Annotated in this window: 23 protein-coding genes; 17 read left to right on the top strand and 6 right to left on the bottom strand. The window is 66.1% G+C overall.

Annotated elements, in window-relative coordinates; translation table 11 throughout:
* Window positions 1–121: 121 nt before the first annotated feature.
* Window positions 122–1,918: an ATP-binding protein gene (locus WC585_RS02425; protein ID WP_373255918.1), complete on the top strand. Its 1,797-nt coding sequence runs from the start codon at window positions 122–124 to the stop codon at window positions 1,916–1,918.
* Window positions 1,915–3,249 (top strand): sigma-54-dependent transcriptional regulator, encoded by a 1,335-nt coding sequence (locus WC585_RS02420; protein WP_373255917.1) that lies wholly within the window; start codon window positions 1,915–1,917, stop codon window positions 3,247–3,249. Before WC585_RS02425 ends, WC585_RS02420 begins: the two co-directional genes overlap by 4 nt.
* A gap of 27 nt (window positions 3,250–3,276) precedes the next feature.
* Here WC585_RS02420 and WC585_RS02415 read toward each other — a convergent pair whose 3' ends face one another.
* Entirely contained in the window at window positions 3,277–3,684 is a 408-nt protein-coding gene (locus tag WC585_RS02415; RefSeq protein ID WP_373255916.1) for a DUF983 domain-containing protein, read from the bottom strand.
* 114 nt (window positions 3,685–3,798) lie between these two features.
* On the opposite strand from WC585_RS02415, the gene WC585_RS02410 reads away from it, so the two are divergent.
* The gene (locus WC585_RS02410) at window positions 3,799–6,690 is read left to right on the top strand and encodes a hypothetical protein (protein WP_373255915.1); all 2,892 of its coding nucleotides are present in this window, start codon (window positions 3,799–3,801) and stop codon (window positions 6,688–6,690) included.
* Window positions 6,691–6,693: 3 nt separating this feature from the next.
* Here the strand turns inward: WC585_RS02410 and WC585_RS02405 are convergent, their stop codons facing one another.
* The 3 genes from WC585_RS02405 to WC585_RS02395 all read right to left on the bottom strand — a co-directional run bounded on the left by WC585_RS02405 (window position 6,694) and on the right by WC585_RS02395 (window position 8,172).
* Window positions 6,694–6,972, bottom strand: coding sequence for an HU family DNA-binding protein (locus WC585_RS02405; RefSeq protein ID WP_373255914.1), 279 nt, complete (start codon window positions 6,970–6,972; stop codon window positions 6,694–6,696).
* Window positions 6,973–7,090: 118 nt separating this feature from the next.
* Window positions 7,091–7,900: a flagellar type III secretion system pore protein FliP gene (fliP, locus tag WC585_RS02400; protein ID WP_373256776.1), complete on the bottom strand. Its 810-nt coding sequence runs from the start codon at window positions 7,898–7,900 to the stop codon at window positions 7,091–7,093.
* 2 nt (window positions 7,901–7,902) lie between these two features.
* The gene (locus WC585_RS02395) at window positions 7,903–8,172 is read right to left on the bottom strand and encodes a FliO/MopB family protein (protein ID WP_373255913.1); all 270 of its coding nucleotides are present in this window, start codon (window positions 8,170–8,172) and stop codon (window positions 7,903–7,905) included.
* Window positions 8,173–8,321: 149 nt separating this feature from the next.
* On the opposite strand from WC585_RS02395, the gene flgB reads away from it, so the two are divergent.
* The 3 genes from flgB to WC585_RS02380 are packed head-to-tail and all read left to right on the top strand — an operon-like array spanning window position 8,322 to window position 9,476.
* Entirely contained in the window at window positions 8,322–8,729 is a 408-nt protein-coding gene (flgB, locus tag WC585_RS02390; protein WP_373255912.1) for a flagellar basal body rod protein FlgB, read from the top strand.
* 50 nt (window positions 8,730–8,779) lie between these two features.
* Entirely contained in the window at window positions 8,780–9,166 is a 387-nt protein-coding gene (gene flgC / locus WC585_RS02385) for a flagellar basal body rod protein FlgC (protein ID WP_373256775.1), read from the top strand.
* Window positions 9,167–9,176: 10 nt separating this feature from the next.
* Window positions 9,177–9,476, top strand: coding sequence for a flagellar hook-basal body complex protein FliE (locus WC585_RS02380; protein WP_292170918.1), 300 nt, complete (start codon window positions 9,177–9,179; stop codon window positions 9,474–9,476).
* Between the two features lie 4 nt (window positions 9,477–9,480).
* On the opposite strand, the gene WC585_RS02375 is transcribed toward WC585_RS02380, so the two are convergent.
* Both WC585_RS02375 and WC585_RS02370 read right to left on the bottom strand, forming a co-directional pair.
* Entirely contained in the window at window positions 9,481–10,320 is an 840-nt protein-coding gene (locus WC585_RS02375; RefSeq protein WP_373255911.1) for a 2OG-Fe(II) oxygenase, read from the bottom strand.
* A gap of 49 nt (window positions 10,321–10,369) precedes the next feature.
* On the bottom strand, window positions 10,370–11,518 hold the full coding sequence (locus tag WC585_RS02370; RefSeq protein WP_373255910.1) for an acyltransferase family protein: 1,149 nt from the start codon (window positions 11,516–11,518) through the stop codon (window positions 10,370–10,372).
* A gap of 130 nt (window positions 11,519–11,648) precedes the next feature.
* On the opposite strand from WC585_RS02370, the gene WC585_RS02365 reads away from it, so the two are divergent.
* The 11 genes from WC585_RS02365 to flhA all read left to right on the top strand — a co-directional run bounded on the left by WC585_RS02365 (window position 11,649) and on the right by flhA (window position 23,912).
* Window positions 11,649–13,115, top strand: coding sequence for an ankyrin repeat domain-containing protein (locus WC585_RS02365; protein ID WP_373255909.1), 1,467 nt, complete (start codon window positions 11,649–11,651; stop codon window positions 13,113–13,115).
* Between the two features lie 415 nt (window positions 13,116–13,530).
* Entirely contained in the window at window positions 13,531–13,794 is a 264-nt protein-coding gene (gene fliQ / locus WC585_RS02360; RefSeq protein WP_373255908.1) for a flagellar biosynthesis protein FliQ, read from the top strand.
* A complete protein-coding gene (gene fliR / locus WC585_RS02355) occupies window positions 13,794–14,564 on the top strand; it encodes a flagellar biosynthetic protein FliR (RefSeq protein ID WP_373255907.1) in 771 nt (256 codons plus the stop codon). Before fliQ ends, fliR begins: the two co-directional genes overlap by 1 nt.
* Window positions 14,557–15,627: a flagellar biosynthesis protein FlhB gene (gene flhB / locus WC585_RS02350; protein ID WP_373255906.1), complete on the top strand. Its 1,071-nt coding sequence runs from the start codon at window positions 14,557–14,559 to the stop codon at window positions 15,625–15,627. The genes fliR and flhB overlap by 8 nt, the downstream gene beginning before the upstream one ends.
* Window positions 15,628–15,734: 107 nt before the next feature.
* On the top strand, window positions 15,735–17,372 hold the full coding sequence (gene fliF / locus WC585_RS02345) for a flagellar basal-body MS-ring/collar protein FliF (RefSeq protein WP_373255905.1): 1,638 nt from the start codon (window positions 15,735–15,737) through the stop codon (window positions 17,370–17,372).
* Complete coding sequence (gene fliG, locus WC585_RS02340; RefSeq protein ID WP_373255904.1) at window positions 17,372–18,409, top strand: flagellar motor switch protein FliG; 1,038 nt, start codon at window positions 17,372–17,374, stop codon at window positions 18,407–18,409. Before fliF ends, fliG begins: the two co-directional genes overlap by 1 nt.
* Before the next feature lies 1 nt (window position 18,410).
* A complete protein-coding gene (locus WC585_RS02335; protein WP_373255903.1) occupies window positions 18,411–19,079 on the top strand; it encodes a flagellar assembly protein FlbE in 669 nt (222 codons plus the stop codon).
* Entirely contained in the window at window positions 19,079–19,411 is a 333-nt protein-coding gene (fliN, locus tag WC585_RS02330; RefSeq protein ID WP_373255902.1) for a flagellar motor switch protein FliN, read from the top strand. Before WC585_RS02335 ends, fliN begins: the two co-directional genes overlap by 1 nt.
* 61 nt (window positions 19,412–19,472) lie before the next feature.
* On the top strand, window positions 19,473–20,867 hold the full coding sequence (locus WC585_RS02325; RefSeq protein WP_373255901.1) for a sigma 54-interacting transcriptional regulator: 1,395 nt from the start codon (window positions 19,473–19,475) through the stop codon (window positions 20,865–20,867).
* A 16-nt stretch (window positions 20,868–20,883) separates the two neighbouring features.
* Window positions 20,884–21,795, top strand: coding sequence for a class A beta-lactamase (gene bla / locus WC585_RS02320; protein ID WP_373255900.1), 912 nt, complete (start codon window positions 20,884–20,886; stop codon window positions 21,793–21,795).
* Window positions 21,792–23,912, top strand: coding sequence for a flagellar biosynthesis protein FlhA (gene flhA / locus WC585_RS02315; RefSeq protein ID WP_373255899.1), 2,121 nt, complete (start codon window positions 21,792–21,794; stop codon window positions 23,910–23,912). Before bla ends, flhA begins: the two co-directional genes overlap by 4 nt.
* The last annotated feature ends 43 nt before the right edge of the window (window positions 23,913–23,955 follow it).

Here is a 23,955-nt window from a genome sequence, read left to right as displayed (position 1 = left end):
GCTGTTGTTAGTTATTGGTTTTTCCCCGTGAAGATTAGGTGGCGGCGGATTTTTGTGCGTCATTCCGCACGTCGGCATTGGACATTTGTGCGGATATCCGCATAGTCGCAGCATGCGCCTCATGACGTCCCCCGCCGACCAGTGGCGACTGTTCGCGGCGGCTTGGCTGGTCGTGGCGGTCCTGGTCGTGACGGCTGGCGGCGAGTTCGCGCGCCGGGATGCCCAGGCCACCGCAACCCGCCAGGCCATCACCGCCAGTGCCCTGCATGCCGCGGTTCTTCGCAGCGAACTGGAGCGTCACGAATCCCTGCCTCGCGTCCTGTCGCAGGACCCGGATCTGGCCCGCCTGCTGGCCGCGCCCGATGCGGCCTCCGCCGATCGTCTGAACCGCAAGTTCGAGACCCTGGCCACTGATGTTCGGGCCGCAGCCATCTATGCGCTGGACGCCAACGGCCGCACCCTGGCGGCCAGCAACTGGCGACTGCCGACCAGCTTCGTCGGCTCCGATTATCGATTCCGGCCTTACTATTACCGGGCCATGCGCGATGGTCAGGCGTCCTTCTTCGCTCTGGGCACCGTCAGCGGGCGCCCGGGCCTTTATCTGTCCAGACGGGTGGACGATGCATCGGGCCAGCCCCTGGGCGTCATCGTGGCCAAGGTGGAGTTCGACGCCCTGGAGGCCGACTGGCGCGCTTCGGGCGAGCCGACCTATGTCACGGATGCTGATGGCGTCGTGGTCGTCACAACTGTCCCTGCGTGGCGGTTTCGCACCGAGGAGCCCCTATCGGCCGACCTTCGCCGCCGTCTGGCCGCGACCCAGGCCGCAGGTCCGGTCACGCCCGGCGTCCTGCCCTTCGATACGGACGATCGCCCGATGGTGCGGATCTCATCGGATGTCTCGCCTGATCTGTATGCCGTAGCCTCTGACGCCATAGCGGACATGGGCTGGAGGCTGACGCTGCTGGCCCCTGCGGGCGAGGCTGTCTCCCGCGCTGTCGCCGGAGCGCGCTGGCTGGCCTTCGTCAGCGTGGGCCTGCTGGCCGCCCTGACCGGCATCCTGCTGCGCCGCCGCCAGCGGGCTGCGGCACGAGCCACCGAGGCCGAACAGGCCCGTATCGAACTGGAGCATCAGATCGACCTGCGGACGTCGGAACTGCGTGCGACCAATGATCTGCTGAACACCGAGATCGATGAGCGGCGGCGGCTCGAAACCATTCGCCAGGACCTTCAGGACGACCTGATCCAAGCCAATAAGCTGGCCACCCTTGGCCAGATCGCGGCGGGCGTGGCGCATGAGATCAACCAGCCTATCGCCGCCATTCGCACCCACGCCGACAGTGCCTCGGTGTTGTTGCGGCGCGACGACAGCGCCGGAGCCCTGCGCTCCCTTGGCAATATTGATCATCTGACCGAGCGGGTCGGCGTGATCACCGACGAACTTCGCGCCTTTGCCCGAAAGACCCGGTCCGAGACCGTTGCCGTCCCGGTGGATGGGGCGATCGACGGGGCCCTGCTGCTGGTCGCCGGGCGCCTTCGCGAAAAGGGGATAGAGCTGGAACGTGCCCCTCTGCCGGCTGGACTGTCGGTCAAGGCCGAACGCAACCGCCTGGAACAGGTGGTGCTGAACCTGCTTCAGAATGCGATCGAAGCGCTGGAGGGCATCGCGGACCCGCGCATCACCCTGGGGGTCCGGATCGACGACGACCATGTGATCCTGCATGTCGCGGACAATGGCCCGGGCGTTGCGGCCGATGTTCGCGAGCGTCTGTTCACCCCCTTCACCACCAGCAAGCGCGACGGCATGGGATTGGGTCTGGTCATCAGCCGCGACATCGTGGCGGCTTTTGGAGGTGAACTGTCGCTGGAGCCCTCCTCTCAAGGGGCCCGCTTTGCCATTCGACTGGCCAGGGCCAGATGAGTTTTCGCGCCCTCAACCGTGTCGCCCTGGTCGACGACGACGACGCCTTCCGCCTGGCCCTGACTGAACGGCTGTCGCTGGAAGACCTGACCATTTCCGCCTTCTCTTCTGCGGAAGCCGCTCTCAAGGCCCTGAACGACGGGTTCGAAGGTGTGGTCGTCACGGACCTGCGCATGCCCGGCATGGACGGTCGCCAGCTGGTCGAGCGGCTGAACGGCCTCGATCCGGATTTGCCCGTCGTCATGATGACCGGGCATGGCGACATCGCCGATGCCGTCGAGGCGATGAAGCGCGGGGCCTATGACTTTCTGGCCAAGCCCTTTGCTCCGGAGCGGCTGGTCGAGACCCTGCGACGCGCGCTGGAGAAGCGCGCTCTGGTGCTGGACAATCGCCGACTGGCCTCCGCCGTGGCCGATGACGAAGGCTCGATCCCGCTGAGCGGCGACAGTCCGGCCATCGAGCGGCTTCGGGGTGCCATCCAGCGACTGGCGGACGCCCAGGTCGATGTGCTGATCGAAGGCGAGACCGGAGCCGGCAAGGAGGCGGTGGCGCGAGCCATCCATAATGCCGGTCGTCGTCGGCCCAGGCCCTTTGTGACCGTATCCTGCGCCGCCCTGCCGGAAACCGGACTGGAGAGCCTGCTGATGGGCGATGGGGCAGGGCCGACAGGAAGTCTGCGTCGTCGTGAAGGCCAGATCGAACAGTCGCACCAGGGCACGCTGTTTCTGGACGAGATCGATCTGGCTCCGCCCTCGGCACAACGCCTGCTGCTGCGGGTCCTGGAGGAACGCGAGATCCTGCCGGTCGGGGCGATGGAGCCGCATGCGCTGGATCTTCGAATCCTCGCCTCGACAAAGGGGGACCCGGCCGAGGCGGTGGCGGCGGGTACGCTGCGCGAGGACCTGTATTATCGCCTGAACGTCATCCGCCTGCGCACCCCGCCCTTGCGTGAACGGCGCGAGGATGTGGCCCTGCTGTTTGCGCGCTTTCTGGACCGTGCCGCCAGCCGTCTGGGCCGCAAGGCACCTGCGATCGACCATGACATCCGGCGTCGCCTGATCGAGCACGATTGGCCGGGCAATCTGCGTGAGTTGTCGAACTATGCCAGTCAAATCGCCGTCGGTATCGCGCACCCTGAAACTCTGGGTCCATCACATGAGGGGCTGGTCCAACGCGTCCAGGCCTATGAGGCCCAACTCATCCGCGAATCGCTGACACGGCACCAGGGCGACATCAAACGGGTCACTACAGATCTGCAGATTCCGCGAAAGACCCTTTACGACAAGATGTCCCGCCACGGGCTCGTTCCGGCCAGACACCGTCCGCGATAGCGGCTGTCCAGATTTGGTCAGGCTACCCTATTTCCACTTCGACCCGTCGCCATGCTTGCCGATGCTGGCCCACTCCGCCGGGGCGGCCTTGTGGATGTATTGCTCGGACACCATCCAGCCCTTGATGGGCCTGAGGACTGCCAGACAGGCGAGGACCAGCAGTGGCATGGTCACCACCAGATGCACCCAGATCGGCGGCTGGACCGTGAACTCGAACCACATGAACAGGCCCAGACCCACCGTACCGACACCGGTCATGCCGAAGAAGGCCGGGCCATCGGCCGGATCGGCAAAGCTGTAGTCCAGACCACACTCCGGGCAGGCGTCCCTGATCTTCAGATAGCCCCGCAGCAAAGGCCCCTTGCCGCAGCGCGGGCAGCGGCACCGCAGGCCGGTCGAAAGGGTGCTGAGCGGGGGATAGACAGGATCGGTCATCGCGCTGATGTCGGCCTCTGGTGGCGCGAGGGCAAGCTGCACCTTTGTCGCGGCGACCGGTGGTCACTGATCGTTAACTGCGTTGAAAGGCCGAACCCGTAACCGTGCGCGCACATGTCCAGGGTTTCCGTCAGCAAGCGCGTCCTTCGCACCACCGTGGCCGCCGCCGCGGCGGGTGCAGTCGCGTTCTCGCCCCTGGCTCCGCTGGCTCAGGAAGGCGGTGCAGCGCTCGACCCCGTCACCATACGCATCGGGGCCAACAGCGAATTCACACGGGTCGAGTTTGCGGGCGTCATCGGCTCGCGCTCCCGCGTGCGACGCGAGGGCCGCAACATCATCGTGCGGATCGGCACGACCGCTGCCCCCGACGTCTCACGCCTGAAGGTCGATCCGCCTCCTGGCGTCGAAAAGGTCGAAACCCGTGCCGTGACCGGCGGCACCGAACTGGTCCTGACCTTGACGGAGGCTGGCGACGCCCGCTCGGGCAGCGCGGACGGGGCGGTCTATTTGAATCTTTATGCCCAGGCGGCCGAGGCTCCGGCCCCTGCCGCCGGCAGCGCCGCCGCCACCGTGCCGGTGACGACCCGCGCCGAGGCCGGTCGCGTCACGCTGGACTTCGGCTGGACCACGCCGGTCGGGGCCGCCGTCTTCCGGCGCGGCGAGGCCGTCTGGATCGTCTTCGACACCCGCGCCCGCCTGGACATGGCCGGCGCCAAGGCCCTGGGACCGGTGACCGATGCCAAGTGGACGGCGGGGGCCGACCATGTCGCCGTGCGCATCGCCGCACCGCAAGCCCTGGCCGTCTCGGCCGTCGCCGACGGTACGACATGGCGCGTAACAGTCGGAGGGTCGCCCACGGCCGTCGAGGGCGTGCAGATCGCGCGCGACGACAGCGGTGATGCCGCCCTGGTGGCGCGCATGGCCGGGGCCACAAAAGCGGTCTGGCTGACCGACCCCGTCGCGGGCGACCGCTTTGCTGCCGTCACCGCCCTGGCCCCCGGCAAGGGGTTTGGTGCCCGCCGCAAGACGATGGACCTGGCCCTGCTGCCGACGGCGCATGGCCTGGCCGTCGAAACGACGGCACCGGACCTGGCGATCCTGGCCCAGGGCGATCTGGTGACCCTCAGCCGCCCTGGCGGTCTGATCCTGTCGCCTCCTTCCGCGGAACTCGAGGCAGGTCAGCTTCAGGCTGACGCCCCCGCCCGCGCCAGACATCCAGGCCTGATTATGGCCGAATGGGCCGATGTCGGGACTGACGGCTTCTCAACCCGGTATCGGCTGCTTCAGGATACGGCCGCGCTGGAGGCCCAGAGTGCTGGCGACGACCCCCGCGCCCCCGCCGAGGCCCGCTTCGCCTTCGCCCGCTTCCTCGTCGGTTCTGGCCTTGGCTACGAAGCCATCGGGGTCCTGAATGCCATCGTGGCGCAGCAGCCGAACATGATCGGCGAGCCCGAGTTGCGCGGCCTGCGCGGTGCCGCTCGTGCCTCCATCGGCCGCATGGAAGAGGCGCAAGGCGACTTCGCCTCTGCCGCCGTGGCGGGCGACCCTGCGTCCTCGGTCTGGCGCGGCTATATCGCCTCGACCCAGGGCGACTATGTCAGCGCCCGACAGGCCTTTGCCGCCGGTGCCTCGGCTATCGACCAGTTTCCGGCGGAGTGGCGGGCTCGCTTCGGCGCGGCCCACGCCCTCGCGGCTCTGGAGACCGGCGATCTGGAAGCCACCCGCGCCCTGCTGAGCTATGCCTTCAGTCAGGAAGCACCGGCTGCTGACGAGCTGGCCGCACGTCTGGTCCAGGCCAGGATGTTCGAGATCGATGGACAGTCGGACAAGGCGCTGGCCGTCTATACTGCCGTCGGCCGCGCCCCGATGGAGGCCGTATCGGTGCCCGCCAAGCTGGGGGCCGTACGCCTGTCGATGGCCAAGGGCGCGATGACACCCGCCGCCGCTGCCGCCCAGCTGGAGAGCCTGCGCTGGCGCTGGCGCGGGGATGCCACCGAACTGGCCGTCATCCGGCAATTGGGTCAGCTTTATCTGTCGCAGGGCCTGTACCGCGAGGCGCTGACGGCGCTGAAGGCGGCGGGGCCTCGCATGGCCCGTCTGCCGGGGGCACCCGAGATCCAGGCCGATCTGAACAACGCCTTCCGTGCCCTGTTCCTGGAGGGCGGGGCCGATGGACTTCAGCCGATCCAGGCGCTGGGGTTGTTCTACGATTTCCGCGAACTGACCCCGATCGGGGCCGACGGCGACGAGATGGTCCGCCGCCTGGCCCGTCGTCTGGTCGATGTCGATTTGCTTCCCCAGGCGGCGGAACTGCTCAAATACCAGGTCGAAAACCGGCTGGAGGGCGTGGCCAAGGCCCAGGTCGCCACCGATCTGGCCACCGTCTATCTGATGGACCGCCAGGCCGAGCCGGCCTTGCAAGCGCTCTGGTCCTCACGCTCGACCCTGTTGCCCACGGCCCTGAACGCCGAGCGCCGCGCGCTGGAAGCGCGCGCCCTGACGCAACTGGGCCGCTACGATCATGCGCTGGAAATCCTGGGCGCCGACAACGGGCCGGAGGCGCGGGCGGTGAAGGCGGAAATCTTCTGGAAGCAGCAGCAGTGGCCCCAGGCCGCGGCCCTGTATGAAGCGGGCCTGAGCGAGCGCTACAAGGCGGGTGGGGCCCTGACGGCGGACGAGGAGGCGCGGCTGCTGCGCGCCGGGATCGGCTATTCCCTGGGTCAGGATGGAACGGCTCTCAGCCGTCTGTCGCGCAACTATCGCCCCTATGTAGCCGGGGCCCGCAACAAGTCGGCCCTGTCGATCGCCCTGGACGGTCTGGACGGAACCGACAGCGAGACCTCTGCCGCCGACTTCGCCGGACTGGCCGCCTCTGCCGACACCTTCGCCGGTTGGGTCACCACCATGAAGACCGAGCTCAGAACGAAAACGGGCGGGGACCCTGCGGCCCCCGCCCGTTCGCAAGCTGCGACAGCAGCGCCGGCCTCTGCGAGACCGGCGGCCTAAGTCTTACTTGTTGACCGCATCCTTCAGCGGCTTGGAGACGCGGAAGCGCACGGCCTTGGAGGCGGCGATCTTGATGGTCGCGCCCGTGGCAGGGTTGCGGCCTTCGCGAGCGGCGCGGGCGGCCGTGTCGAACACACCCAGGTTCGAGATGCGGACGTCGCCACCGGCGGTCAGCGACGAATGGATGTTCTTGACGATGGCTTCCAGCACGCGGCCGGCGTCAGCTTGGCTGACGCCTGCATCCTTGGCGACGGAGGCGATGAGTTCGGCTTGAGTAGTCATATGGGTCGTTTCCCGATGAAAGCTCGCTCCGATTCAGGAGCGATGACGAGGGGATGAGGGCGACTTTTTACAGACAATGCAAGCGCCTTTGCCTCTGTAGTGCCCGCAGGGTGGGGATTTATCCCGCGCCGGACGCCCTCTGGAAGCTCTCGACCAGGCTTCCGCACACCAGTCTCCAGCCATCCACGAGCACGAAAAAGATCAGCTTGAACGGCAGGGAGATCACCACCGGCGGCAGCATCATCATACCCATGGACATCAGCACGCTGGCGACCACCAGATCGATCACAAGGAACGGAACGAAAAGGAGAAATCCGATCGTGAAGGCGGTCTTCAGCTCACTGATCATGAAGGCCGGAGTGACCACCCGCAGGGGCAGTTCGATGGGCGGCGTGGTGGCCTCCACGGCCGACAGCCGCGTGAACAGGGCCAGGTCGTCGGGGTCGACCTGAGACAGCATGAAAGTCTTCACAGGTTCCGCCGCCGCATCGAAGGCCTGGGGTAGCTCCATCTGCTGATCCATCAGGGGACGGATGCCCGAATCATAGGCGTCCTGCCAGGTCGGGGCCATGACGACGGCACTCAGGAACAGGGCCAGGGACACGATCACGGCGTTGGGCGGCGACTGCTGCATGCCCAGCGCGGTCCGCAGCAGCGACAGCACCACGACGATCCGCACGAAGCTGGTGGTCATGATCACGATCGACGGGGCCAGCGACAACACGGTCATCAGACCGACCAGTTGCACCACCCGCTCGGTCAGCCCGGCTCCGGTGCCCAGATCGACATTGATCGCCGCCCCGCCCGAGGCGACGTCCTGCGCAAACGCCCCCAGCGGCCACAGCATGCACAGCAGGGTGGCGATAAGCGACAGCCTGGCCGCCCTGGCCAGCTCGGCGCGTGTGGGGACGACAAAGAGGCCGGACAGCTTCACTGGTCCGATCCCCGCGGCTCGATCAGTTCGCGGCCCTCGCCCAGCACCAGCAGGCGTTCCTCATTGTCGATCCGCACCAGCACCAGCCGCCGCGCGGGATCCAGCACCAGGGTCTCGACGATCTGCATGCGGCGGGGTCCGCGCTCGGCGCTCAGCTTGGCCAGCAACTGCGGCGCATAGCGGCGTGCGGCCCAGGCGGCCAGGCCGATGATGCCGAGGGTGAAGGCCAGGGCGAATAATGCCCGCAACAGATCGAGGAAATTCATGCGCCGCCGGTCCCGCCGGAATCGGTCGTCCGGCCCGTCAGATGTCGGCCATCGTGGTTAATGACCCGTATAGATAACGTCCCATTAACCATGCACACGGCATTTTCTGCCCATCTTCTATGGGACGACTCACGTCCGGAGCGATGTCCGTGGGCTTCACCGACCTGCCACTGCTGAGCCAGATCAAGGGCCGCCTGTCCTGGCTGGACGAGCGCCAGCGGGTCGTCGCCCAGAATGTCGCCAACTCCGACACCCCCGGCTATGTCGCCCGCGATCTGCAACAGCCGACCGACTTCGCCGCCGCCATGGCGCGGGGACAGGGCGTTCGGATGACCCGCACCAGCGCCATGCACATAGCGCCGCAAGGGCAGGTCGCGCGTTTCGAAAGCAAATCGGCACCCGATTCCGAGACCACGCTGGATGGCAATTCGGTCGTGGTCGAAGAGCAGATGCTCAAGATGGCCGAGAGCCGAATGGCTTATGACGCCGCCATCGGCTTCTACCAGAAATCCATGCAGATGCTGCGGATGGCCGCGCGCAAGCCCGGCGCGGCCTAGGGCCAGGAGACTGATCGATGACCGATGCCGTACCGCCCAGAAACAGCGCCATGGCCGTGGCCGCCAGCGCCCTGAAGGCCCAGCAGTCGCGCATGCGCGTGATCGCCGAGAATATCGCCAACGCCCAGTCCACGGCCCCGACCGCGGGCGGCGAGCCCTATCGTCGTCAGGTGCCGGTCTTTCAGGCACGAGAGATCGACGGTGCGACCGGCGTGACCCTGGCCGAGGTCCGGCCCGACATGGGTGACTTCCGCAGCGAATACGATCCGTCCCACCCTGCGGCGAACGGCGAGGGCTATGTCCTGCGTCCCAACGTCGACACCCTGGTCGAGGCGATGGACATGCGCGAGGCCCAGCGCGCCTATGAGGCCAATCTGAACGTCATCGAGACGGCGCGGTCGATGGAGACCCGCACCCTCGATCTCCTCAAGCGCTAAAGGCTAGCCCATGAATCCGATGATGGCGGCCAAGGCCTATGCCTCGATCCAGGGCGGGGCCATGCCCACCGCCCCGGTGCAGGGGCCCGCACAATCCGGCTTTGCCGAAATGCTGACCAGCGTCATGGGCGACATGACCCAGACGTCAAAGGCCGCCGAAACCCAGATGGCCGCCTCGGTCCAGGGCCAGGGCAGCCTGATCGACGTCGTCACCGCCGTCTCCTCCGCCGAGGCGTCGCTGGAAACCGTCATGGCCGTCCGCGACCAGGTGATTCAGGCCTATCAGGAAATCATGCGGATGCCGATCTGACGGCTCAGAACTGCGCGCGATCGCGCATCCACTGTGAAAACACCCATTTCTGACCGGCGGTCGGCGGCAGGCCGGCGTGCACGGTGCGTGGGTCGATCTCTCCGTCGGCCAGGGTATTGGCCCACATGAGCGCCTCTCCCTTCCGCCCACGATGCCGGTGCCCTTCATGGGCGAAGGCGGTCTCGCCCCCCTCGAAATTGTCGTTCAGATAGATCAGACAGGTCGCAATCCTCTGCCCTCGTCGGGCCACGTCCTGCGCAAAGCCGGGGACGGCGGGATCCAGATAGTCGACATGCCAGTCGAACGTCTGGCCAACCTCATAATGCAGGACCTGGCTCCACTCTAGGCTGACCAACGGCATTCCGGCGGCATTGGCGATGCGGTGCCTGACCAGGGCAGTGATCACATCCATGGTGTCGAGATCGAACTGGGCCGAGGTATTCGTTCGTCCCTTTGACTGCTGTGCGTGCCCGGCATCGGCGTCGAAAACCGAAGCCGGATTGAGCGCCCCTCGTCCGCGAGATATCAGCCAGTCGCACATCGGCGCTGCCAGAAAGCCTGACATCAGCACCATCGCCGGACTTTCGGACAGCGTCTGGAGAGGGGGAGGGGTCAGCCAGTCCTGAAGATCGAACCGGCCTTCACCCATCCCGAGCAGCCGAACCTGCTCCTCGGCCAGGTCATGCCCCTGCCGCGCCGAGAGGGCCAGCAGCGTCAGTGCACTGTGCCAGTCCTGGGAGACGCCGATACCGTTTGCAGTCATGACGGCAAGGCGGTGGCTGGCTATCCCGTCGCCGCCGTGACTGGCGGTCTGGATTTCATCAAGGATTGGGCTGGAAGGCACGACCGGACGTTAGGCGTATTCTGGCCGCTCGCCAACCGAGACTGCCGCCTTACCCCTCCAGCGACACCACCGGCTGACGCGTCTCCAGCCGTCGTCCGGTCCGGCGCTTCAGCCATGTCCGGATGCGGGTCTGGATCGGCGTGTCGATGACGAAGTGGAACAGGAAGGCAAAGGCGAAGGCCGCCACCACGCCCGCGACCCACAGCCCCCACTGCACCGCGACCGGCAGGGCAAACCGCGCGATCAGCACATTGGCCACGCCGAACCAGGCGATGCGCACCACCTCATTGGTGATGAACATGGAGAAGGAGACCTGGGCGGCCTTCTCGACCCATTTCGACGGACGCGGCGTCGGAATGGCCCCCGCCGCCAATATGATCAGCGAGATACAGACCAGCGACACCAGGGCGTGCTTGTCGAAATACTGGACGAAGGCCAGCGCCAGCGCGGCTACGATCCCGACCCATCCCGCCAGACGCGGCGCGATCCAGACCTTCTGCGCGAACCAGGCCAGGGCCATACCGAGGAAGAACAGCGGCAGGGCGCGGATGAAGCCATAGCCCATCGGCATCTGATAGACGGGATAGCCCAGCAGGCTCCAGGTCATCTGGTTGACCACCAGATACAGCCCGACCCCCAGCGCCAGCGTGCTCCACGGCCCCAGTTTCGTCAGGCCGCGCAGGATCCATGGAAAGCACAGATAGCAGCCGATCAAGGCCGAGATAGACCAGCTGGGCGCATTCCACCCCAGGCCACCGGGCACGCCGAACGCCTGGGTCAGCGTCAACTGGGCCGGCAGCTGGTCCCATCGGAACCACTCCGGTGCGCGCGGCGCGATGCCCATCGCCCCGCTGATCAGGATCAGCGCGACCAGCCCCAGCCCCATCATCAGATGCGCCGGATAGACCCGCAGAAACCGCTTCAGAAAGAAGTCCGTCGCCGACAGCGAGCCCCTGGCGACCGACGCGCCGTAAACCCGCATCAGCACATAGCCGCTGTCGATCAGGAAGAAGTTGGTCAGCAGGAACCCGCCCCGCTCGAACACCGGATGCACGCTGTCCGCCAGATGCACAGGCCCTGCGCCCTGGAAGTGATGCAGGATGATCAGGCTGGCCACAATGAAACGCAACGCATCCAGCCACCCCCCACGCACGATGGGCGGTGTCTCATTTCGGGTCGAAATCGCGGTCCAGGCCATGGCCGAAGCCTCCTTGGACCGGGGCGGCGCAAGGGGCGGGCCATGGGGCCTTAAGCATGATTGCTCATCGACTGGTGAGGCGGGCCTGACACTCTAGGGTGCACGGCCCTGTGTCGTACGGAGTATTCGCGTGTCCAACCGTTTCCGCGCTCTGCTTCCAGGATTGGGACTTCTGGCCTTGACCTGCTGCAACCGGCTCGACCCGGCTGAGGAGGCCGCCCGCATTGCCGCGAAGAAGACAGCGTTTGCTCAGGCCCAGACCGAAGCCGCGCAGCGCTTCGGTCTTGTGGTTGCCGGTCAGTTTTCTATCAGGCTTCCTTCAGGCGTCACCTGCTTCACACCCGGAGGGCAGGCACCGCTCGTCTTCAAGGAAATTGGTCATGGAGATGTTCTCGACGAGGCGACGCGCACAGAGTTGAACCAGGCCCGACTGCATAATCTGGCGATGGTTGCGCGGCCTGACTATCCCGACGCCGACCTTTGCCGGGCGTCCTTGCCCGGGGATCATGATCGGGACTCCAGCTTCCCCTACGGCTGGGCGAAGCCGATGTCCGAACCGGCGCGTGAGGTGGCACGCCCTGTCGCCTCGCTTCATGAAGCGGCGCGGCGAGGCTCTCTAGTGGACGTGCGACGCTTTTTGCGAGACACGCCCATCAATGCCCGTGACGGGCTGGGCCTGACCCCACTCATGTGGGCCGTTGGTCGGAACAGGCCGGAAATCGTCGACCGGCTTCTCGACGCCGGGGCCAGTCCGTGGACTCAGGGCCAGCGAGACGAAACCGCCTTCTACTGGGCGGCTGTCCTCGGCCATCGGACGGTCTTTTTCGACATGCTCGCCCGCGTCCCGGAACCCAGGTCTTGGCGGCGTCAGGATCTGCAAGCCGCCCTCGCCGGTGGCGATATCGCCATCATCCGTCAGATACTGTCGGACCGGCACGAGATGATCCAACCCCACGACCTGCGATCGATACGACTGTCCCTCCCGGCAGCCCGCCTCCTGCTCGAAACCGATGCGCCTGGAGTGGCGGACGCCGTGTTTCAGGCGAGCATAAACGGGCGCGAGCCGCTTCGTGTGGACCTGATGCGGCTAGCGATTTCCAAGGGGGCAGATGTCAACGCCGTCGGTCCCGGTGAATATGAAACCCCGCTCGGCATGCTGGCTGACGGCATATATCCCGGCACGCCGCAGGCTGTCAGACTGCTGCTTGATGCGGGGGCTGACCCGAATGCACTGTCCCACCGCAGTCGTCCGATCTGGGAAGCCGTCGGGACTATGGCGCTCGACGGGGAACAGGCTGACTCCGATGCCAGGGCCGCTCAAATTCTGGACCTGTTGGTGGCGGCGGGCGGGGACATCAACCTGCCCGACCATCAGGGTCGTCCGCCGGTCTGGGCTTTGTTCTTTCCCCGGACTTATGATCATGAGGAACTGGACCCCAGCTTCGTCACCAAGGATCTGCTCACCGACCTCACGGCTCGAGGGCTGGATCTGAATGCGCCATCGAAGGGACGGCGGATCCTGTCCGTGATCGAAGAAAAGGCCGGACCACGATCGGAGTACGCTCTCCGGCTGCGAGAGCTTGGCGCTCGTCCCTGAGGGAGGCCGCGTCGGTCAACCGCGCGACCACAGTGTATTCCCGACCCTGATCATCCCGCCCGTTTGCGGTCCGAGTGGAGACACTGGACCCTGAAATCAGGTGCGAACCCGGCCTTGCATCGCCTTCGTCACGGGCCAGATGTGATGAGGGAGACGTCGTCGGTCTGACAGCGCCACCCGGGTCTTTGACAGGATGAAATCAACGCTGCGGCCGCTGGATCGAGGCCGGACTTCCCATGGCGGTCGCGCCCTGGGGACCGTTTTCCGACGGCCGACTTTTCCGCCGGTAACCGGAGACACTGAACCCCTTACGCGACATCGCTAACGCCGCATTAACCATGGACCCGGCATTCCTTGCCCAGTGCGGGGGCCGCTCTCGGCGGACATCCCCGGGCGCGTGTTTGTGGAGCGTGGGATGAACGGGGCGGAAGTTCTGGATGTGGGGCGCGATGCCCTGTGGCTGACGATCCAGCTGTGCGCGCCTGTGCTGCTGGTCGGCCTGGTCGTCGGCGTGGTCATCGGCCTGTTCCAGGCCCTGACCCAGATCCAGGAACAGACCCTGATTTATGCCCCCAAGATCATCGCCATCTTCGTCTCCCTGCTGCTGTTCCTGCCTTTGATGGGGGCGCTGCTGGGCGGCTTCATGCGCACCATCGCCGTGCGCATCGCCGGGATGTAGTGGAGCCCTACGCCACATCGGATCAGGTCTGGCAGGGCGCGCTGATCTTCGCACGGATCGGCGCGGTCCTGCTGATGATGCCGGGCATTGGGGAATCCTATGTGCCGCCGCGCATCCGCCTGTCGCTGGCCCTGGTCGTCACCCTGTGTCTGTGGCCGGTGGTGTCGGGCAGCCTGCCAGCTCTGCCGACCAGCCTGGGGGCCACCGTCGGCTGGATGCTGCGCGAGGCGCTGGTGGGGCTGGCGATCGGGACGATGCTGCGCATCTTCCTGACGTCCCTGTCCACGGCGGGGGAGGTGGTGTCGCTGCAGACCACGCTCAGCTTCGCCCAGACCGCCAACCCGTTGCAGGCCCAGCCGGGCACGACGATCTCGGCCTTTCTGCTGCTGCTGGGCACGACCCTGGTCTTCGCCACCAACACCCATCACCTGTTCATCGCCGGACTGGTCGGGTCGTACCGCCTGATCGCCCCGGTCCAGCCGCTGGCCACCGGCGACTTCGCCACCCTGGCGGTACGGACCCTGGGCGAGAGCTTCCTGCTGGGCGTGCAACTGGCCGCGCCCGTCATGGTCTTTGCCCTGATCTTCAACCTGGCGTCCGGACTGGTCGGGCGGGTCATGCCCCAGTTCCAGGTCTTCTTCGCCGCGGCCCCGCTCAGCATCATCCTGGGGCTGTCCGTCTTCGCCTTGAGCCTGGGGGTGGTGGGCACGATCTTCATCGATCGCTACCGCGCCCTGGCCGGACAGTTCACGGGAGGCGCGGGTGGCTGATACGCCCGATCCCGAGTCCAAGACGGAAGACGCCACCCCACGAAAACTCGAGGAGGCGCGCAAGAAGGGGGATGTCGCCAAATCCCCGGATGTCGCCTCCGCCCTATCCCTGGCCGGTGCCGCCGCCGTGATCCTGATGGCCGGGGGCTGGTTCGCCACCTCCATGGCCGAGCAGTTCCTGCCCTTCATCGCCGCCCCCCACACGATGATGGGCGGGCTGAACACAGGTGCGGGGGTCGAGATCGGGGGCATCGCCCTGTGGGCCATCACCCCCTTCCTGGGCGCGGTCATGCTGGCGACCATCCTGGGCGGCGTGGGCGGCAACTTGGCCCAGTCGGGCATTATGTTCACAGGCGAGAAGCTGAAGCCCGACTGGTCCAAGGTGAACCCGCTCAAGGGTTTCAAACGCATCTTCGGCCCCGACGGCCTGGTCCAGTTCATCAAGACCTTCCTCAAGCTTCTGGCCGTGGTGGTGGTCTGCTGGCTGGTGCTGAAACCGCATGCGAACGAGCTGGCCAATATGGCGGCCATGTCCCCGGCCATGATCCTGCCGTTCACGCGCGACCTGGCGATCAGCCTGATGGTCTCCGCCCTGGTCTTCCTCAGCTTCACCGCCGGCGTGGACTTCCTCTGGCAGAAATACCGCTTCGCCGAGCGGATGAAGATGACCAAGGAAGAGCTGAAGGAGGACTACAAGCAGTCCGAGGGCGACCCTCACGTCAAGGCCAAGCTGAAGCAGATTCGGGCCCAGCGCAGCCGCCAGCGCATGATGCAGGCGGTGCCCACCGCCACGGTCATCGTCACCAACCCGACGCACTTCTCGGTCGCCCTGCGTTACGAGGCGGGCGACGCCGCCCCGGTCTGTGTCGCCAAGGGCGTGGACGCCGTCGCCTTGCGCATCCGCGAGGTCGCGCGTGAGCATGCGGTGCCGATCGTGGAAAACGTGCCCCTGGCCCGCGCCCTCTACGCCGCCGTGGATGTTGACGAGACCATTCCGCGCGAGCATTTCGAGGCGGCTGCCAAGGTCATCGGCTTCGTGATGAACAAGCGCAAGAAACGCTGATCGTAACGGAACTTAACTCCCCGTTTACCACGTAGGCGGCAGTTTCTGCCTAGCGACCTGTTCGGTTCGCGCGTCGGGGTGGGCCCGTTTTAACTTAGGCGGTTTGAGTGGGCGGCTTTTCGTCGGCATTGCAGAGGTTCGGGGTCGGCAAGCTGGCCGTGCTGCTGGGCGTAGGCGCCGGCGTCGCGGTCGCGCTGGTCTATCTGATGATGCGCGTGGGCCAGGCCCCTGACGCCCTGCTGTATTCCAACCTGGACCTGCGCGAAGCCTCGGAGATCACCACGGCCCTGGACAGTGCCGGGATCAAATACTCTTCGCGTGGCGACGGCTCGACCATCTTCGTCAGCCGCGATCAGGTGGGCGAGGCTCGCATGCTGGTGGCCGGCAAGGGCCTGGTGACCTCTGGCAGCGTCGGCTACGAAATCTTCGACGACCAGTCGGTCCTGGGCCAGACCGAGTTCCAGCAGAACCTCAACGAAAAGCGCGCGCTGGAAGGCGAGCTGGCCCGCACGATCATGAGCCTGCGCGGCATTACCTCGGCCCGCGTCATGATCGCCCTGCCGCCGCGCCAGCTGTTCCAGGCCTCGACGGCCGAGCCGACCGCCTCGGTGGTCGTGGGCGTGACGGGCGGCCAGCTGTCAGGGGCCCAAGTCCAGGCCATCCGCAATGTGGTGGCCTCCTCGGTCACCAATATGAAGCCCGAGCGGGTCACCCTGACCGACACCTCCAACCGCACCCTGGCGGCAGGCGCGGACGCAGGCGGCTTCAGCGCCGCCTCCGCCGAAGAGGCCAAGAGCTCGACCGAGGCCCAGCTTCAGGCCCGTATCAAGGATATCGTTGAAGGCGTCGTCGGCGTCGGGGCGGCCCGCGTCCAGGTCACCGCCGACATCGACCATAGCCGCTCCACCACCCAGCAGCAGGTCTATGACCCCGACGGGCAGGTTGTCCGCTCGACCTCGACCAATGGCTCCGAGAGCCAGGACACAACGGGCCAGGCCGACGGCGGGGCCACGGCGGTCAACAACATCCCGGGCGGTCAGGCCCCCAATGTCACTCCCATCGGCTCGACTGACACCCAGAACACCGAGACCACCAACTACGAAATCTCCAACACCACCACCACGACGGTGAAGGAGGCTGGAGAGGTCAAGAAGCTGGCCGTGGCCGTGGCCGTCGACGGCAAATATACGCCCCCCGCCAGCGGCGACGGCGAGCCGACCTATGCGCCCGTCTCCGAGGAAGACCGGGCCAAGATCGAGGCCTTGGTCAAGGCGGCGGTCGGCTTCAATGCTGAGCGCGGCGACATCGTCCAGGTGACGGCCGTCCGCTTCAACCGCGACACGGCGGCGGTCGGCGGCGAGGAGGCGGGCTCCTCGATGTTCAGCTTCACCAAGGACGACATCATGCGCGGTGTCGAACTGTTGGTCTTGCTGATCACAGGACTGCTGCTGATTTTCTTCGTGCTGCGTCCTCTGCTGAAAACGGCGACGGGCGGGGGTGGAGGTAGTCCGCAGTTGGCCGGCGCAGGGGGTGTACCGGTGACCAGCCTGCAGACCTCGATCGTCAACGGGGCGGCTGATCCTGGCCAGCAGTTCCTGCCGCGCTCGGAGATGGACGATCGGCTCGACATCGCCCGCATCGAGGGTCAGGTGAAGGCCTCGTCGATCAAGAAGGTCGCCGAGTTCGTGGAGAAACATCCGGAGGAATCCACCTCTATCCTCCGCTCCTGGGTGCACGAAGGCTGATGGCGGCCCGGCTGGTCAACAAGAAGCCTGCAGTAGAGGACGCCAGGAAGCTGACGGGGCCCGAAAAGGCCGCTGTCATCCTGCTGTCGCTGGGCGAGGATCACACCCGTCTGTGGCAGAGTCTGGACGACGAGGAGATCAAGGAAATCTCTCAGGCCATGGCCGGTCTGGGTACCGTCACGGCCGCCGTGGTCGAGGAACTGCTGATCGAATTCGTCGCCGGGATGAGCGGTTCCGGCTCGGTGATGGGCAGCTTCGAACAGACCCAGAAACTGCTGGCATCCTTCATGCCGGGCGACCGGGTCGAAGGCCTGATGGAGGAAATCCGGGGTCCCGCCGGCCGGACGATGTGGGACAAGCTGGGCAATGTGAACGAGGCGGTTCTCGCCAACTATCTGAAGAACGAGTACCCCCAGACGGTCGCCGTCGTCCTGTCAAAGATCAAGCCAGAGCACGCGGCCCGTGTCCTGACCAGCCTGCCCGAGGACTTCGCCCTGGAGTGCGTGCAGCGGATGCTGCGTATGGAGCCGGTCCAACGCGAGATACTCGACAAGATCGAACAGACGCTGCGCACCGAGTTCATGTCCAACCTGGCCCGTACGTCCAAGCGCGACAGCCACGAGATGATGGCCGACATCTTCAACAGCTTCGACCGTCAGACCGAGGCCCGCTTCATAGGGGCTCTGGAAGAGCGCAACCGCGAGGCCGCCGAACGTATCCGCGCCCTCATGTTTGTCTTTGAGGATCTTTCAAAGCTGGATCCTGGCGGCGTCCAGACGCTGTTGCGTGCGGTCGAGAAGGATTCGCTGGGCCTGGCCCTTAAGGGAGCGTCGGAATCCCTTCGCGAAATGTTCTTCTCCAACATGAGCGAGCGCGCCGCCAAGATCATGCGCGAGGACATGGAGGGCATGGGGCCTGTGCGTCTGAAGGACGTCGACCAGGCCCAGATGGCCATGGTTCAGGTGGCCAAGGACCTGGCGGCCAAGGGCGACATCATGCTGGTGGGTCAGGGCGGCGACGACGAGTTGATCTACTGACATGACCCCCCAACCGCTCAGCACCCCATTTTCTTTCGACACCGAGTTCGACTCGCTCGGCGATGTCGTGCGCGCCTCCTCTTACCGTCCCGCCAAGCGCGCCTGGACGGGCCCGGAAGTGGAAGCCCTGGTTGCCCAGGCCCGTGCCGAGGCGCGTCAGATCGCCATGGACGAGGTCGAAAGCCTGCAAGCCATGGCCCTGTCGACCATCGGCCAGGCGTTGGCCGCGTCGGCCCCGGCCCTGACGCTGGTCGCCCAGACCCACCGCGAGCAGTCCGCGGCCCTGGCCATGACGGCGGCGCGTGTGGTGTGTGCCGCCGCTCTCGACCGCTATCCGGCCGCGCCGATCCAGGCCGCGCTGGAAGCCCTGGGCCAGGAGATCGACGCCTCTCCGCGCCTGGTCATCCGCGCCGGCGATCTGACGGACCAGACCCGCGCGCGGATCGAACAACTGTGCACGGACGCGGGCTTCTCTGGCGTCGTGGCCTTCCGTGACGAGGCCGGCATGGCTCCCGCCGCCTTCCAGCTGGAATGGGCCGACGGGCGAGCCGAGTTCGACGTCGACGCCACCTTCGCCCGCATGACTGAGGCCTTGAACTCAGCCCTGGCGGCTGACGCCGGGCACGCCGACAGGCTCGCACCCCACAACCTCACCGAAGGGAGGCCGTAATGGCATCCGACACCATGGCTCTGGAGGAGTTTGGCGACTCCACCGCGATCACCGTCAATGACGAGGCGACCGACAAGACGGCCCACGACCTGGCCCCCGTCTTCGATGTGCCGGTCAACATCTCGGCGGTGCTGGGCAAGGCGCACATGACGGTGGCGCAACTGCTGAAGCTGAACCGAGGCTCGGTGCTGGAGCTGGACCGCAAGGTCGGCGAGGCCATCGACATCTTCGTCAACAACCGCCTGGTCGCGCGAGGCGAGGTCGTCGTGGTCGAGGACCGGCTGGGCGTGACCATGACGGAAATCATCAAGACCGAAGACAGCAACGCCTGACGGCGTTGAACCCCGGCCCCTGACACGGGCCATCGTGCGTTGGATGTGAAGGAGAAGACCCATGCGGCTTCTGGTGGTTGGAAGGCTCAGCGGACAGCTGGCGACGGCAGTGAAGATGGCCATGGCGCATGGGGCCAAGGTCAGCCACGTCGAGCGCGGCGATCAGGCGACCGAGCAACTGCGTCGGGGGCAGGGGGCCGACCTGCTGATGGTCGACTATCGCGTCGACATCGCCGCCCTGATTGCGGCGAACGAGAATGAGCGAATTCATGTGCCGGTCGTGGCCTGCGGGGTCGATGCCGATGCGACGGACGCCGCCAATGCCATCCGCGCCGGTGCCAAGGAGTTCATCCCCCTGCCGCCGGACGCTGACCTGATCGCTGCGGTCCTGTCCGCCGTGGCGGACGACGACCGACCCCTGATCTCGGCCGACCCGGCGATGAAGGCCGTGATCGGACTGGCCGACCAGGTCGCGCGGTCGGAAGCCTCCATCCTGATCACCGGCGAAAGCGGCGTCGGCAAGGAAGTCATGGCGCGCTACATGCACGTCAACTCGCGCCGTGCCGACAAGCCATTCATCAGCGTCAACTGCGCCGCCATCCCCGACAATCTGCTGGAATCCGAGCTGTTCGGGCACGAGAAGGGGGCCTTCACCGGTGCCATGGCCCGCCGCATCGGCAAGTTCGAAGAGGCCGACGGCGGCACCCTGCTGCTGGACGAAATCTCGGAGATGGACGTCCGGCTTCAGGCCAAGCTGCTGCGCGCCATTCAGGAGCGGGTGATCGACCGCGTCGGTGGCACCAAGCCGGTGCCGGTCAACATCCGCATCATCGCTACCTCCAACCGCGACCTGGCCAAATCTGTGGCCGAGGGGACGTTCCGCGAAGACCTGCTGTATCGCCTGAATGTCGTGAATCTGCGTCTGCCCGCGCTGCGTGAGCGTCCAGGAGATATCGCCGTCCTGGCCGATCACTTCGTCAAGAAATACGCCGCCGCCAACGGTGTGCCGGTCCGTCCGGTCTCGGCAGACGCCCGCCGGGCCCTGGTCTCGCACCGCTGGAACGGCAATGTGCGGGAGCTGGAAAACGCCATGCACCGCGCGGTCCTGCTGGCCGTCGGGCCCGAAATCGACGTCGATGCCATCCGCCTGCCGGACGGTCAGCCGTTGAGCGCCGGATCGCATGGTGCGGCTCCGGATGCCGGCTTTGCCGGACGCGCGGCCCAGGTCGCCGACACCGTCACCCGCGCCCATGTCGGCCAGACCGTGGCGCAGATGGAGAAGACGCTGATCTTGGACACCCTGTCGCACTGCCTGGGTAATCGCACCCATGCCGCCACCATTCTGGGCATCTCGATCCGCACCCTGCGCAACAAGCTGAACGAATATGCCGACGAGGGCACCAGCATCCCCGCGCCCCAGTCCGGCATCGCCGCCAGCGGCTACGCGGCGGCCTGATCCGATGACCTTTTCGATGGACCGCAGAAGCGTCCTGACCAGCCTGGGTGCGCTGGGCGTCATGGGCTGTTCGCAAGCACCAGCGACGCCGCCTGCGCCGCAGGATCAGCCAGCGCGCCCGGCCGTGGCGATGCAGGCCTTCGACCTGTCGGCCTTGGAGCGTCGCAACGGCGGACGCCTGGGCTTTGTGGCTCTGGATACCGGAACGGGCCGCAGCCTGGGCTGGCGCGGTGACGAGCGGTTCGTCTACTGCTCGACATTCAAGATGTATCTGGCCGCCGCCATCCTGATGCGGGTGCAAGCGGGTCAGGAGCGGCTGGATCGCGCCATCCCGATCACCTCCGCCGACATGGTCAGCCATGCGCCGGTCACCGAACCCGCTGTTGGCAGCAGCCTGACGGTCGAGCAACTGATGAAGGGGACGGTCGAGGTCAGCGACAACCCCGCAGCCAATATTCTGCTGAAAGCCATGGGCGGCATGGAGCCCATGCAGGCCTTCTATCGCGGTCTCGGCGACACCAGCACGCGGGCCGACAGGTTCGAGCCCGAGATGAACCGTCTGGACGGCGACAAGGACACGATCACGCCGGCCCAGTCGGTGGCGAACATGCAGCGGCTGTTCCTCGACCCGGCCTCGCCTCTGACAGAAGAGTCGCAAAGACGGCTTCTGCGCTGGATGACCGACACTCCGACCGGCATGGACCGACTGAAGGGCGGCGTTCCCTCCGGCTGGCGCGTGGCCCACAAGACGGGCACGGGCGGCTATGGTCCGACCAATGACATCGGCCTGATCTATCCGCCCAACGGCAAACCCATCGTGATCGCGGCCTACTACCACGCCACGCGAGAGACCTCCGACGCCCAGAACGCCGCCGTGATCGCCGAGGCGACTCGTCTTGCGCTGACCGCCCTGGGCCGCACCGCATGACCGACATCCCTGCCTCCAACGGCATGATGAAGGACGGCATGGCCCGGCCGACCGGCAAGGACATGCTGGGCTGGGTCGCGCGGGGCGAGGTCGGCATGGCGGTGGGCGTCATCGGCGTCATCCTGCTGCTGATCCTTCCCGTGCCCAAGATGCTGCTGGACCTGCTGCTAGCGATCTCGCTGGTCTCGTCCGTGCTGATCCTGATGACGGCCGTGATGATGAAGCGGCCACTGGACTTCGCCATTTTTCCGACAGTGCTGCTGGTCTCGACCCTGTTCCGGCTGGGCCTGAACCTGGCCTCGACGCGGCTGGTGCTGACGCACGGGCATGAAGGGCACGGCTCGGCCGGTCAGGTGATCGAGGCGTTCGGGGCCCTGATGATGGGCGGCAGCTTCATCATCGGCATCATCATCTTCGCCATCATCCTGGTGGTGAATTTCGTCGTCATCACCAAGGGCTCGACCCGCATCGCCGAGGTGTCGGCCCGCTTCACCCTGGATTCCATGCCGGGCAAGCAGATGGCCATCGACGCCGATCTTTCCAGCGGCCTGATCGACGAAGAGACGGCCAAGCTGCGTCGCAAGGAGCTGGAGCAGGAATCGACCTTCTTCGGGGCCATGGACGGTGCGTCCAAATTCGTGCGCGGCGATGCCGTCGCGGGCCTGATCATCGTCTTCATCAACGCCATCGGCGGCATTCTGATCGGCACCATCCAGCACGGCCTGCCGATCGGAGAGGCGGCCAATACCTATGTCTCGCTGACCGTCGGCGACGGCCTGGTGACCCAGGTTCCGGCTATCATTATCTCCATTGCGGCGGGCTTCCTGGTCTCAAAGGCGGGCGTCGAGGGCACGGCGGACAAGGCCTTGGTCAAGCAACTGGCCACCAATCCGGTCAGCCTGGGTGTCGTGGCCGCTGCCTCGGCCCTGATCGGCGTCATCCCCGGCATGCCGATCATCCCCTTCTTCGCCCTGGCCGCAGGCGCGGGCTTCATGGCGTGGAAGCTGGGCCGCGACCGGCTGAAGCCCCAGCCGACCGAGGCCGAGATCGCCGCCGCTACCGCCAAGCCCCGGGAAGACGTCGAGGAGCCCATCGGCACCGCCCTGACCATCGACGAGGTCAAGATCGAGCTGGGATATTCGCTGCTCAGTCTGATCAACGATCTGGAGGGGCGTCGCCTGACCGATCAGGTCAAGGCCCTGCGCCGTTCGCTGGCCCAGGAGTACGGCTTCGTCATGCCGTCGGTACGCATCCTCGACAACATGCGGCTGGGCACCCAGTCCTATGCCATCCGCATCAAGGAAATGGAGGCAGGAACCGGCGAGGTGCGTCTGGGCTCGCTGATGGCCATGGACCCGGCGGGGCGTCAGGTCGAACTGCCCGGCGATCACACGCGCGAGCCCGCCTTCGGCCTGCCCGCCACCTGGATCGACGAGAGCCTGCGCGAAGAGGCGACGTTCAGGGGCTATACCATCGTCGACCCCTCGACCGTTCTGACGACCCACCTGACCGAAATCCTTAAGGAGAATATGGCCGACCTGCTGTCCTATGCCGAGGTCCAGAAGCTGCTGAAAGAGCTGGGGACGGAAGAGAAGAAGCTGGTCGACGAGCTGATCCCCTCGGTCGTCACCGTGACGACACTGCAACGGGTGCTGCAGTCGCTGCTGCGCGAGAAGGTTTCGATCCGCGATCTGGGGGCCATTCTGGAAGGTCTGGCAGAGGCAGCACCACACACGTCGTCGGTCACCACCCTGGTCGAGCATGTGCGCGGGCGCCTGGCGCGTCAGCTGTGCTGGCAGCACAAGGGCGACGACGGGGCCTTGCCCATCGTCACCCTGTCGCCGGAATGGGAAGCCGCCTTTGCCGAGGCCCTTGTCGGTCAGGGCGAGGACAAGCAACTCGCCATGGCTCCGAGCCGTCTCCAAGACTTCATCCGCGCCGTCCGCGACGTGTTCGAGCGCGCCGCCATGTCGGGCGAGAGCGCGGTCCTGCTGACCGGGCCTCAGATCCGGCCCTATGTCCGCTCCATCATCGAACGCTTCCGCGGCCAGACTGTGGTGATGAGCCAGAACGAGGTCCATCCGCGCGCCCGCCTGCGCACGATCGGCAGCGTCTGAGCAGCAAATTGCGCTAACAGCCAAGCCTGTGTCGGAAACCCGA

The sequence above is a fragment of the Brevundimonas sp. genome, from assembly GCF_041648055.1.
In the GTDB taxonomy this organism is placed as follows: Bacteria; Pseudomonadota; Alphaproteobacteria; order Caulobacterales; family Caulobacteraceae; genus Brevundimonas.
The sequence above is the reverse complement of the archived record's forward strand: the minus strand, read 5'-3'. Positions and strand labels throughout refer to the sequence as shown.